This is a genomic window from Nitrincola tibetensis (assembly GCF_003284585.1).
Lineage (GTDB): Bacteria > Pseudomonadota > Gammaproteobacteria > Pseudomonadales > Balneatricaceae > Nitrincola > Nitrincola tibetensis.
On the sequence record NZ_QKRX01000001.1, the window covers coordinates 302,276 to 314,143 of the forward strand.

The window sequence follows — 11,868 nt, forward strand, 5'->3', positions numbered from 1 at the left end:
TTCAGGCGCCTTGTTGAAAAACCTATTACTCCATGGCCTCTTTCATGTCTGCAAAAATAATCGACTCCGTTAAGTTGGGGGTATTCATCTGCAACAGCTGTTGACGTATTTCTTGGGTGGCGACCACTTTGGGTCGAATCTTACGCTGATGGAGGCGTGCAACCATATCATCAAGTGTGAAAATGGCCGTTAAGTCCAAAAAGTCGACTTTACGACAATCAAAGATGATTTGTTGCGTACCAACGACCTTATCAACGGTTTCAATACGATCAAGCATGTGGCTGGTTGAGCCGAAGAACAATGGCCCTTTCACATGCACAATTCGTGTACCTGGGTTGGCTTTATCCAAATAGGGATAACGAGAGTTGCTTGTGTCAAACGTAATATCAGCCTCTTTTGCGACACGCCAAGTTAAAAGCCCCATGGCCAAAACAACACCCACGCCTACCGCCATCACTAGATCAACCAAGACGGTTAATGCAAACACCGAGGCCATAATGAGGGATTCAGGTCTGGGGGCCTGTTTGAGCAGTTTTAACAAGCGGTAATCAAGGATATCAATGCCGACTTTTATCAGAATGCCGGCCAATACGGCTAAAGGGATTTGCGCGGCCAGAGGCGCAAGACCGAGCAGTAGGGTTAATAAAAATAACGAATGGATGACGCCACTGACGCGTGTTTTCCCGCCTGAATTGATGTTAACGACGGTTCTCATCGTGGCTCCAGCCCCCGGCAGTCCCCCCACAAATGAGCAAAGAATATTGCCTATGCCTTGACCAATGAGTTCCCGGTTCGGTTGGTGACGCGTTTGGGTCACGGAATCGGCGACAATAGAGGTTAATAAACTGTCAATACTTCCTAACAGCGCCAATGTTAAGCCTAGGCTGAAAATTAAGCTCCATTGGCTCAGCGTAAACGTGGGTAGATGGAACTCGGGTAAACCCGTTGGAATTTCGCCAATGATGGGTAAATTTAAATCCAGTGCAACACTAATGAGCGTGCATAAAACCAGTGCGAGTAGTGGGGAGGGAATAAATCGACTGATCCGAATTGGCGTTAAAAAAACGATGGCGAGTGTTAATAAGCCGATACCTATAGCGTGTAGGTTCAAAAGTGAGAGGCTGACAGGGAACTTAAGAATCGCTTCAAGCGGGGAGGCAGACGCCGGAGCACCCATCAAGGGGGCGGTTTGTAAAAGAATAATGATAACTCCGATTCCGCTCATAAATCCTGAGATGACCGGGTAGGGAATGTAGCGAACAAGTCCTCCTGTTTTAAGCAGCCCCAAACCTATTTGGAGAATTCCACCCACTAACACAACGGCCAAAGCCATTTCAAAGCTGCCACCAAAGGCGGCAAGCGCGGAAGCAAACACAACGGTCATTGGGCCTGTCGGGCCGGATATTTGAACCCGCGTACCCCCTAAAAATGCCGCAACCAGCCCTAATACAATCGCACCATACAAACCTGCAGCTGCACCAGCCCCAGAGGCTACGCCAAATGCCAAGGCTAAAGGTAAGGCAACCACACCAGCAGTGAGACCTCCAAAAATATCACCCTTAAGCAATGAGATCGAATAGTCTCGCATGGTGAATCCTTTTGTTGTTGTAATTGTTTTTTAGAGACAATTCTATACGTTAGAGAAGATACCCGTGTCCTGCAAGTCCGACCTTGGCATTATCCAATGCATTGATGAATGCATTGAAGCGTTGCTTGACGTTAATTATATGGATTAAGATCAAATACGTTCTGTTAACAAGGAGTGTCGCTATGAGTCCTATACATCATTTTATCCAATGTTCAGGTCTAGAAGTTCATGTGACCACTTGGGGGAATCCTTCTTCGCCCTGCGTTGTGTTGTGGCATGGACTGACTCGCACTGGGCGTGATTTTGATGAACTTGCTCAAGCGTTGAGTGCCGATTACTTTGTTCTATGCCCTGACACACCTGGTCGAGGACTTTCCCAGTGGTGTGAGCACCCAGAACAGCAGTACACAATTCCTTTTTACGCTCAGATAGCAACAGGATTGCTTCAGTATTTTGGTGTTCGTCAGTGCAAGTGGGTTGGCACATCCATGGGCGGGTTGATTGGTATCTATTTTGCGCACCATTATCCTGCGCAGATTGAGTCCTTGTTGGTTAATGATGTAGCACCTGAAGTGCCAGCCTTGGCGGTGGAGCGAATACGCACCTATGTTTCATTGCTGCCAACCTTCACGACATTCAATGAGCTCGAGGCTTGGTTTCGTCAGGTGTATGCATCGTTTGGTCGCAATACGGACGCTTTTTGGCAACGTATGGCCATCACCTCCGCTCGTCGTAACAGCGAGGGGCGCCTAACCTTGCACTACGATCCTCGTTTAGTGATACCCTTTCAACAGCAGGGTAATCAGAATTTATGGGCGGAGTGGTGTGGGCTTGCTGCGAAGGTCTTGATTATCCGAGGTGAAACCTCCGATGTTTTATTGTCTGAGTTAGTGGATAAAATGTTGGCATCCAAGCCGCAGGCTCAACTGATTGAGCTGCCAGGGGTGGGCCACGCCCCAACACTTGCTCAATCAGAGTCGATTGTGCTCGTTAAGCGTTTTTTAGCTGAGTGTTGAGTAAAGGTTTGCGCGCGTTGTTGCCAGAGCGTATTGACGACAAAGCAGCGACCAACTTCTTCCTCCTGATCCGATAGCAAGGCAATTTTATACGGGCTGTCATTGGTGTTTGCCTCCAATAGAGTGGATAGCTTAGCGATGTCCGTATTTTCATCGGAATGCAAAGGGCTGAGCCACAGGCGCTTATTTAAATAACGTGCTTTCTGATTGGGCCAAGTTTGCAAAAGTTGCTCTCGTGTCATCCATACATTGCTGTGTTGAGCGGTCGATCTAGGTGAGAAGAGGGTACCTTTCATGACGGCAATCGATTTGTCGATCCCAAGGTTTCGTTGTATTAACGTTGCTTGTGTACAGGGGTGCTGAGATAAAGGCAGTTGTTGCGTTAGTGTTTTTTCATATTTGAAATCAAATCGATCTCGCAGCTCTGGGCCGACCCAATGGTGTAAAGGTTGAGTTTTGTGATTCCAAGGGTTCATATAAAACTTAATGGCCAGTTCTATATGAATGCTTTGATTACATAAATGATCCTGGATAATAAGGTCTAATTCTCCTAGCGTCGTTTGCTTATCCGGCTGAATTTGCAAGTTTCTTGCGAGAAGCTCAAACCGAGGGTGTTGCTCAAAGTAAAAATGCCAAAGTGTTTCAAAGTACAGACCCAAGCGAGATTGCGGGTGGTCAGATAAATATTGAAGTAAGGGAGCAGGGTTGGAGTTTAAGGTGAGTAAGCGGTGATGAAAATCTGGGCTGTCGTCTTGCCAGTGAGTCAAGCTTGGCAAGTCGGCGACGGATGGGCCATTAATGGCACAATACAGATCGCGAACTTGCTGGACTTTAATATGCTGTAAAAACGCCCAATTCATGGAGTTAGCCGAATAAGGGGCGTTTGGTTTTTTTCTTTAATATTGTCAAAATTAAAGCAAGCATAACAACAAATAATAGGGCGGTTTGAGCCGGAATGCTTAGGCCCAAAAATGTCCAGTCAATTTCAGCACACTCTCCCGAACCACTGAAAACATGTTCAAGTACAGATACCAGTGGTAAGGTATCCATAAGGTATTCCAGTCCTGGACCACAGGCTGGCACCTCATCGGCTGGCAGGCTTTGCAGCCAAACATGACGCAGTTGAACACCGAGTCCAATGATCGCAATTATCAGATTGAGCCCAGCATAGACCTTCTGGCCACCGCTGTTAGGATTGTGTAAGAAGGCGACCAAAAATACGACCGCTAGGCTGATGACGATGATGCGTGTCACAATACATAATGGGCAGGGTTCTAGCCCTAAATGATTTTGAAGGAACAGCAAGGCAAAGGCCATTGCACTGACGCACAATACAAGACCTAAAAAATTGAGTTGGCGGTAACTGAACAAAACAACCTCCTTATACGAGTCGTTAATTATTTACGACGCCATTGTCCATTTGAGTCTTGAATGAACTCGCCAGTATTTGCACGCTCTCGGAGTCGCTCACCTGCACGAGCTTCGAAAACATCCAGTGTCACAGACGACTCGCGAGCACGTTGTTTATAAAGTTCGTTACGTTGTTGGTTGATTGAGCTCACCAAATTTCGAACGTCGGCAGAGGGCGAGTTGCCAACAGCACCTATATATCCATTGAGTTGTTCTCCAACTAAACCTTGGCTTTTCGCTTGTTCTAAAGACAGCGCCCAAGCGGGGAAGGCAAGGATCAGAAGAGCCGCCATGGCGAAAAACATTTTAATCGATTTAGACATCATCATTGTCCTCAGAAAAGGTCGCTGTTTTGTTCAAGTAATGCATCGATCTCTCGATCCACTTTTACTAAAATTTCATGCTGGATTTTAACATTCAGATTGATCGTAATCGGGTCAGTAGGCGCAGAAACCTGCACGGTAGGGGTGCAGCCTACCATCATAATCAGCAAGACAAGAGTGCTTGCTGTGAGCAACCGCGTTTTCATAATCATCTTCTCCAATGTTAAATCCTCTTACAGTTAGACTAAGGGATGTATGCTTAACCTATACTAAACAGAGCTGTTTTTCACCGTCTAAATCGTCGATCCAGTGAATCGGTGATTCGGTTGCTGATTTGCAGGGCATTTAGTAGGTCTAGAATATTTTCTTCAACGCTCAGGGTGAGGTCGATAGGACGCCCTTGTTGCCAGTTTGGATTGTTGCCCTGCAGGCGTGCGACTAAGTGGGCATCACCTGAGGGTTGGTAGTTTACTTCTAAATCTAACAGGGTGTATCTCAGGTCTGTTAGAGCATCTAACGCCAAACGCAGGCCAAAATTGCTGCTGGCCGCCGCACCTACGCCATGACTGGGCGTGTAACGAATAACACCCGGTATAACACTACCTAAATTGCCGCGCGTAATAGTAATACCCAAGGGTGTGATTTGTATGGGAAGTTGCCCATCAATTGTACCTTCACCATAGAGTCCTTGTTGCGCATAAAGTTCAAGAATGGATGAAAGTTGAATGTCGCGGATGCTCACTAGAAAAATAGTATTGGGATTTAAGGGATTGACTTGTATGGCCGGTAGATAAATTTCACCCCCCAGTAAAAACAGTTTCTGTGATTCGAGACTTAACTGATGAGTGTTGGTATTACTCGTATTGCCTCTGTATTGATAGTGAATGCCTGAGGACGTTATAGGCAGTCCAATGTTGGCATACTCCAGTAACAGATTGCCTTGATCTTGAAACTGACCACTTGAGTCGAGACTTAACTGACTTTTCCAATTAACTCCCTGAGCGTAGATTTCGCCGTAGTTAACCACGCCGGAGGTTAGTTCGGTATTCGCTTGGAGTGACCAGCGGTTTGCACTAAATTTGAGACTAGCATTATGCGTTAGATTGCCTTGTGCCAAATCAAGCTTGGCTGGCAGCTCCGGTAAAAAACGTCTCAGCACTTGAGTCTGGCCTTGCAGTGAATAACGAGCCAGTGTCCAATTCAAAAAGCCAGAGCCTTGAGTGCTGTACTGGTAATTGGTATCTAATTGTAGCGGTAGATCTTGAGTTTTAACGGATGCACTGCCTGTAATCGAATCACGTGTCTTGTTGAATTTGAACGGACCTTCAATGCTTAAAGCCGGCAGTGTTCTTCCGGGCGGCGAGATACGTAAGGATGGAATGTTTGCGTGCCCTTTAAAGCCAGTGTTGGCATCACCTCCTTCAAGGGTGAGTAGTAGCGGCAGCGCTTGTAGGTCATCCAAGCCCTTGAGCCGGGGTTGTTGGCCGTTAATAATCCATCGGCTAGATCCATATCGCCAAAGATCGCTATGCAATAGATTGAATTCAAGTTCGAGATTCGATAGAAGCTGCAGATAGAGGGTGGGCGTGTAAAAATCGCCAAATGCTAATTCATTTAAGTGAATGGATGCTCCTTCAATGAGTTGAGCCTGCAGGCGTCCAGATTCGATCCTTGCAGTCGCATTCAACAAAACTTGCGCATTTTGACTCTGTAGATGAGGCGTCGATAGGTCCAAGCTAAGTCCTAAGGATGCATCGAGTTGAATGTTGCTTAAGCTATCGATGAGACTGCCTTGCCAGTAATCGGGAATTTGAATCTGAGTGCTCCCGGTCAGTTGAGCCTGTTTGAACTCAGGCAGGTCTATCGTGATTGCATGTTGATTTTGAAACCAGTTCATGGCGACATCTGCATGCAATATGTGGCCTAAGCTCAGTTGCCAATGGTCTTCTTTGTGCGCCAAATTTCCACTCATTTCGTACAGTGAATTGTCTTCGTAACTGAGTAGTAAGTAGGTTTCGAGCTGCTGGGTAACTTTAATCTCTGCATCAATCAGTGACTGGCCTTGCTGCCGTACATGAAGGTTACTGTACCAGCGTTCAGCATTAAGGCTAAGACGACCTTCAACTTCATAGTGCTGGGTGGGGCTTCGCCATTCAACGGCCAGCTTGTCTATTTCAAGCTGTTCTAGCGGTAGAAGAGGCAGTTGCTCGCTATTAATAAACTCAGATAGCCAGAGATCAAACTGAGCTTCCTGCTCAGAGACACCATGTTGCTCTATGCGCAGCGTAGCATGTTCTACCTTGAGGCTAGGCAGGCTCAACCGCTGCAAGAGGGGTTTAAGGCTAAAGGTCAGCTGGCTGTTGTTCAGGCAGGCATTAAGGGTTTGATCAATGTCTGATTTTGAGAAGCATAGCTGGTTAATATAAATCTGATCTGTCGCTAGCGGGGACATTTCAAAATGAATATTCTCAAAACCCTGCTTTTCTAGCCATAAGGGTAAGATATGACGGGTTATTTGGGGGAAAAAAAACACGCTAGAGGCGACAAGTGCCAGGATAAGGAGCAGTAAACTGAGACATAGATATATCAAAGTTTTCATTCATCTGCTCCTGCTGAATTTGGATCGTTAACGTTTGCGGACAACGTTGAGTCCATCACGGACAGTTAAAAAAACATTCTCAACATCAGGGTCGTTCGCGATCCGATGGTTGGTTTCGACTAGTATATCGTCTAATTCTGACTCGGGTTGCAAAACTTTGCCAGACCATAGGACATTATCAAGTATAATCAAGCCACCTGAGCGGGTGCGCTTTTTGACTTCTTCGTAGTATTCAAGGTAGCTGCGTTTATCGGCATCAATGAAAGTGAAGTCCAGTTCATAGTCAATGGTCTTGAGTGTATCCAGAGCTCGTCCGAAGACGACATCGATTTTATGACCGTGTTCGCTTTTTGCGAAAAATGATTTGGCCATGTCGATTGCGCGAGGATTGGTTTCGCAACAGAGTAAACGTCCATGATCAGGCATGCCTTCGGCAATAGATAAGGCAGAATAACCTGTGAACATGCCTATTTCGAGAGCCCGTGTAGGCTGTACTAATGAAGATAGGAGTTTTAGTGTGCGGCCAACCAATCGCCCAGATAACTTCTGGGGCCAGCCCATTTGAGCGTTGGTGGTGTCAATTAGCTCTTGGAGCAGTTCTGGTTCTTTTTGCGTGCTAATAAATGCGTAATCTTCTACGGCTTCATCAACGAGATAGTCGGGCATGGGTCACCAAAGGCAGCAAATGATGTCTTAAGCAGAAGATTGTATCATTAATTACGTGATAGGAGCGGCTTTGTCGTACAATGGCGGGCGAGTATATAAAAGAGGAGTGTAAAAATGGATCCAGTCTTTATTTTTTTGTTAGCCGGTGTGTTTTCTATGTCAGCTGCGCTAAGTGCGGGGGCACTGAACAAGCTACCTGAAGAGCAGAAACCTACGTTTTTGCAGTCTCAACAGGGGTTGGTTTTTGTGATGGTATTAGGAAATGTGTCTGCACTGACATTAATAGGTGCTTTGGCGTATGGTTTTTCGCGTTTAGACTGGTGGATTCCTTTAAGTAGCGTGTTTGTCTCTTTTCCAGTCGCGCACTTTTTAGTGCTGCATAAGCTTGGAGACCTGCGCAATGTGTTCATTTCTGGTGCAGCTGCATTGATTTCAATCCCTGTGCTCTATGTCATGTGGTGAGGCAAGTGTTTTTTGCAGATTGAAAAATGGACTGAAAAAAAACAAGACATGATCATAATTTTTCTTGAAAAATCAAAATGCAATTTTGATTTTGCTTTGATTTATCAAGATTAAATCTTGAATTTTTGCCGATTATTCAAAAAGGAATCTTGATTGAAAATATTTCTTTATAAATGAATTATTTTAGATTGTATATTTTTTGATCGGCAAAGTTGTTCATGTCTAAAGTTTCTAGTTTATTGAAAATACAGAGGTTTGCCGTATAAGGCGGCAAATTTTTGCCGTTTTTATAGGCTAAAAAAAAGTTGAATATAGGCGGCAGACTCGGTGATAATTAGCATTGGAAAGTTTTTATCCTGTGCTAATTAAAGTTGGCCTGTAATTTGCGTATGAATAATAAACGGCCGTTAGATACAGGCTTTGACCTTGAGAACCTATCAAAACTATGTTGACTGTTAACAACATGATTGTCGCCCTCGATATCGGGACATCTAAAGTGGTATGTCTTGTGGGTGAACTACGCCCGGATGGCACTATTGAAACAGTTGGGGTTGGCACCCACCCATCGACAGGGTTAAAACGGGGCGTCGTTGTCAATATTGAATCCACCGTCAGTGCCATCCAGCGTGCGGTTGAAGAAGCCGAGTTGATGGCTGGGTGTAAAATTCACTCCGTCACGGCCGGTATTGCAGGCAGCCATATCAATAGTCTTAACTCGCATGGCATTGTGGCTGTTCGTGATCGTGAGGTGACGGAGCAGGATCTAGAGCGAGTGATCGATGCAGCGCGCGCTGTTGCCATACCTGCCGATCAAAAAATTATTCATATTCTTCCACAAGAGTACATGATCGATAACCAAGAAGGTATTAAAGAGCCTCTGGGTATGTCCGGTGTTCGCTTAGAAGCCAAAGTTCATCTCGTAACTGGTGCAACGAACGCGATTCAGAATATTGAAAAATGCATTCGTCGGTGTGATTTAGAAGTTGATGCGATCGTCCTGCAGCAATTGGCCTCTGGTTATTCGGTGTTGACCGAAGATGAAAAAGACTTGGGTGTTTGCATGGTCGATATCGGAGCAGGTACGACCGATATTGCAGTGTTCACAGCCGGTGCTATTCGTCATACGGCGGTGATTCCAATCGCCGGTGATCAGGTGACCAACGATATAGCAATGGCCCTGCGTACCCCGACTCAGCATGCCGAAAAAATTAAAATTAAGTATGCCTGCGCGTTATCTCAGCTTGCTCAAGCAGATGAAACGATACAAGTGCCTAGCGTTGGTGATCGCCCTTCACGTAATTTATCACGTCAGTCGTTGGCAGAAGTGGTTGAGCCGCGTTATGAAGAGCTTTTTAATCTGGTTTTGACTGAACTTCGTCGCTCCGGTTATGAAGATATGGTGGCGGCAGGGATCGTGCTAACAGGTGGCACATCTCGCATGGAAGGTGCTGTTGAACTCGCAGAAGAAATTTTTCATATGCCTGTGCGTTTAGCTGTGCCTGATGGCGTTCGTGGCATGGAGAGTTTGCTGCACAATCCTGCCTATGCAACCAGTATTGGCTTATTGCATTATGCGAGGTTGTCTCAAGGCACTGTGAATGAGTCAGGTCTAACCGTACCTGAAACAGCTCGGCATCCGGTTGAAATACCACCGAAGAAAAAAATGATGCAAAAAATCAAGACATGGTTTCAAGGCAATTTTTAATGATTTACACCCACCAATAGAGTGGGAAAAAACCTGGAGGTAATGAATGTTTGAACTGTTGGATAGCGTGCCGCAGAGCGCGGTGATCAAAGTGATCGGAGTGGGCGGCGGCGGCGGCAACGCTGTTGAGCACATGCTGATCTCTGAAGTAGAAGGTGTTGAGTTTATTTGTGCAAACACAGATGCTCAAGCGCTTGCTAAATCAGCGACGCGGACGGCCTTGCACATAGGAAGTGAGTTGACCAAAGGATTAGGTGCGGGTGCAAACCCTGACGTTGGGCGTCTTGCGGCACAAGAGGATCGTGATCGCATTGCTCAGGCTTTGTCGGGCGCCGATATGGTGTTTATTACGGCGGGTATGGGTGGTGGTACGGGGACAGGTGCAGCCCCGATCGTAGCTCAAGTAGCGAAAGAAATGGGTATTCTCACTGTTGCTGTTGTCACTAAGCCTTTCCCATTTGAAGGCCGTAAGCGGATGAAGATCGCTGAAGATGGCATCCGTGAATTACAGGAAAGTGTTGACTCGCTCATTATCATTCCAAACGAAAAATTGCTGCCAGTATTGGGCCGTAATACCAGTTTGATCGAAGCGTTTAAGATTGCAAACGATGTCTTAAAAGGCGCAGTGCAGGGCATTGCCGACCTGATTATTCGTCCTGGCATGATTAACGTTGACTTCGCTGACGTGCGCACGGTGATGTCATCAATGGGCATGGCTATGATGGGTACGGGTGTGGGGCGTGGTGATGCTCGAGCCACGATAGCAACCGAAGCGGCAATCAATAGCCCTTTGCTTGAAGATGTTGATTTAAAAGGGGCAAGTGGCATTTTAGTGAACATTACGGCCGGGCTTGATCTTAGTCTAGGCGAGTTTACTGAAGTGGGCAACATCATTGAAGAATATGCCTCAGATACGGCAACAATTGTCGTAGGTACGGTTATTGACCCCGAAATGAGTGATGAAATTAAGGTCACTGTCGTGGCAACAGGCCTTTGCAAGGCTCAAGAAGTCAAGCAAGTGGTTAACAGCGGAATGCGCATGCGTGCGGTCAGAAGTGCTTCAGTTTCGACTCAGGTTGAGCTGCCAAGCGGAATGAGACCTGCTCGCCGTGAAGAACGTTTTCAAGTTAAAAGAACCGAAGAAAAAAGCGCCAGTTCAGAGCCAGCTAAGAGAACTGGCACGGACGATATGGAGTTTCTAGATATTCCTGCCTTTTTGCGTCGTCAAGCTGACTGACGTAACTTTTTAACCATCCAGGTTAGCCGCCCTAGTTTTAGGGCGGTTTTTTTATTTAAGAATAATGCTTTACTTCATTGGTAAACGGACAGGTAAATACCAGCTCAGATGCGGTTAGTTTTAACCCTTCAGTGTTTTTATTCCCTTTACCATATCTAGGATCTCCCATGACTGGGTGACCGATCATGTCAAAATGACGGCGTATTTGATGAGTTCGACCTGTCTGCAACTCGACTTTCACGTGGCTAATATCTAAAGCAGCATCATACGCAATGCATTCGTATAGAGTACATGCGGGTTTTTCGTCTAGCGGAAATGTAATTTGCCCTTTGCTATCGACTTTTCCAAGCACTTCGGCCCTGTAAATTTTGCGTATTTTATGTTCGGTAAAAAGTGATGTTAATGCGGCAGCACCTTTTGGTTGATGTGCGATGAGCATCAACCCTTGCGTTTCTCTGTCCAAACGATGGATAAGAAACACTGGGCGTTGTGTGGTAGTTTCTACATATCGAAGCAGAGATAAATGGTCGCCAAATTGCGTACCTTGTGACATGACACCGGCAGGTTTAAACCAAACGCTGTAAAAGCGGTTCTGTTCTAAGCAGCGGATGCCTTCAGGCAATGCCAAGCTGAGTAAAGAATCGTCATAGTAAATCGACAGCACATCGCCGACTTTCAGAGGCTCTTTGATTCGCCTCAAACGCAGTTGTTTTTTGCGTTTTAACCAAACAGCACCTTTACTCATTGCATCCTTGAGGCGAAGTTTGGGTAAGTTCGTGAGTCGGCTGAGGAGGTCAATGGCCAATACGCCTTGGTCTTCTTGGGTGAGCTGATGGCTTATTTTGATGGGCTGAGTCAAATC

The 11,868-nt window shown here is 46.0% G+C and carries 12 protein-coding genes; 4 read left to right on the top strand and 8 right to left on the bottom strand.

The features are described from left to right. Positions 1-25 precede the first annotated feature (25 nt). Positions 26-1,588, bottom strand: a complete 1,563-nt coding sequence (locus tag DN062_RS01435; protein ID WP_112156856.1) for a SulP family inorganic anion transporter — start codon at positions 1,586-1,588, stop codon at positions 26-28. 182 nt (positions 1,589-1,770) lie between these two features. Between DN062_RS01435 and DN062_RS01440 the strand changes: the two genes are divergently transcribed. Continuing rightward, entirely contained in the window at positions 1,771-2,604 is an 834-nt protein-coding gene (locus DN062_RS01440) for an alpha/beta fold hydrolase (protein WP_162301229.1), read from the top strand. On the opposite strand, the gene DN062_RS01445 is transcribed toward DN062_RS01440, so the two are convergent. The 6 genes from DN062_RS01445 to DN062_RS01470 form a co-directional block, all read right to left on the bottom strand. After that, a complete protein-coding gene (locus DN062_RS01445; protein ID WP_112156859.1) occupies positions 2,556-3,464 on the bottom strand; it encodes a DUF1853 family protein in 909 nt (302 codons plus the stop codon). The genes DN062_RS01440 and DN062_RS01445 overlap by 49 nt on opposite strands. A 4-nt stretch (positions 3,465-3,468) precedes the next feature. After that, positions 3,469-3,975, bottom strand: coding sequence for a disulfide bond formation protein B (locus tag DN062_RS01450; protein WP_112156861.1), 507 nt, complete (start codon positions 3,973-3,975; stop codon positions 3,469-3,471). Between the two features lie 26 nt (positions 3,976-4,001). Further along, positions 4,002-4,337, bottom strand: coding sequence for a YdbL family probable chaperone protein (locus DN062_RS01455; RefSeq protein ID WP_239995649.1), 336 nt, complete (start codon positions 4,335-4,337; stop codon positions 4,002-4,004). 11 nt (positions 4,338-4,348) lie between these two features. Then, complete coding sequence (locus tag DN062_RS01460; RefSeq protein ID WP_205126615.1) at positions 4,349-4,543, bottom strand: YnbE family lipoprotein; 195 nt, start codon at positions 4,541-4,543, stop codon at positions 4,349-4,351. 80 nt (positions 4,544-4,623) lie between these two features. After that, positions 4,624-6,936, bottom strand: a complete 2,313-nt coding sequence (locus DN062_RS01465; protein ID WP_112156865.1) for an intermembrane phospholipid transport YdbH family protein — start codon at positions 6,934-6,936, stop codon at positions 4,624-4,626. Positions 6,937-6,963: 27 nt separating this feature from the next. Beyond that, complete coding sequence (locus DN062_RS01470; protein ID WP_112156866.1) at positions 6,964-7,602, bottom strand: O-methyltransferase; 639 nt, start codon at positions 7,600-7,602, stop codon at positions 6,964-6,966. A 114-nt stretch (positions 7,603-7,716) separates the two neighbouring features. Here DN062_RS01470 and DN062_RS01475 point away from each other — a divergent pair, with 114 nt between their 5' ends. The 3 genes from DN062_RS01475 to ftsZ all read left to right on the top strand — a co-directional run bounded on the left by DN062_RS01475 (position 7,717) and on the right by ftsZ (position 11,006). Next, positions 7,717-8,064, top strand: coding sequence for a hypothetical protein (locus DN062_RS01475; protein ID WP_112156868.1), 348 nt, complete (start codon positions 7,717-7,719; stop codon positions 8,062-8,064). Positions 8,065-8,509: 445 nt separating this feature from the next. Further along, positions 8,510-9,769: a cell division protein FtsA gene (gene ftsA / locus DN062_RS01480; protein WP_036506518.1), complete on the top strand. Its 1,260-nt coding sequence runs from the start codon at positions 8,510-8,512 to the stop codon at positions 9,767-9,769. A gap of 46 nt (positions 9,770-9,815) precedes the next feature. After that, positions 9,816-11,006, top strand: a complete 1,191-nt coding sequence (gene ftsZ, locus DN062_RS01485) for a cell division protein FtsZ (protein WP_112156870.1) — start codon at positions 9,816-9,818, stop codon at positions 11,004-11,006. A 55-nt stretch (positions 11,007-11,061) separates the two neighbouring features. On the opposite strand, the gene DN062_RS01490 is transcribed toward ftsZ, so the two are convergent. Next, positions 11,062-11,865: an RluA family pseudouridine synthase gene (locus DN062_RS01490; RefSeq protein ID WP_205126616.1), complete on the bottom strand. Its 804-nt coding sequence runs from the start codon at positions 11,863-11,865 to the stop codon at positions 11,062-11,064. Positions 11,866-11,868: the final 3 nt, after the last annotated feature.

What these genes read in the sequence shown, in the direction of transcription:
- DN062_RS01435 (WP_112156856.1), bottom strand. Translation starts at nt 1,588, where the DNA reads ATGCGAGACTATTCGATCTCATTGCTTAAGGGTGATATTTTTGGAGGT.
- DN062_RS01440 (WP_162301229.1), top strand. Translation starts at nt 1,771, where the DNA reads ATGAGTCCTATACATCATTTTATCCAATGTTCAGGTCTAGAAGTTCAT.
- DN062_RS01445 (WP_112156859.1), bottom strand. Translation starts at nt 3,464, where the DNA reads ATGAATTGGGCGTTTTTACAGCATATTAAAGTCCAGCAAGTTCGCGAT.
- DN062_RS01455 (WP_239995649.1), bottom strand. Translation starts at nt 4,337, where the DNA reads ATGTCTAAATCGATTAAAATGTTTTTCGCCATGGCGGCTCTTCTGATC.
- DN062_RS01460 (WP_205126615.1), bottom strand. Translation starts at nt 4,543, where the DNA reads ATGAAAACGCGGTTGCTCACAGCAAGCACTCTTGTCTTGCTGATTATG.
- DN062_RS01465 (WP_112156865.1), bottom strand. Translation starts at nt 6,936, where the DNA reads ATGAAAACTTTGATATATCTATGTCTCAGTTTACTGCTCCTTATCCTG.
- DN062_RS01470 (WP_112156866.1), bottom strand. Translation starts at nt 7,602, where the DNA reads ATGCCCGACTATCTCGTTGATGAAGCCGTAGAAGATTACGCATTTATT.
- DN062_RS01475 (WP_112156868.1), top strand. Translation starts at nt 7,717, where the DNA reads ATGGATCCAGTCTTTATTTTTTTGTTAGCCGGTGTGTTTTCTATGTCA.
- ftsA (WP_036506518.1), top strand. Translation starts at nt 8,510, where the DNA reads ATGTTGACTGTTAACAACATGATTGTCGCCCTCGATATCGGGACATCT.
- ftsZ (WP_112156870.1), top strand. Translation starts at nt 9,816, where the DNA reads ATGTTTGAACTGTTGGATAGCGTGCCGCAGAGCGCGGTGATCAAAGTG.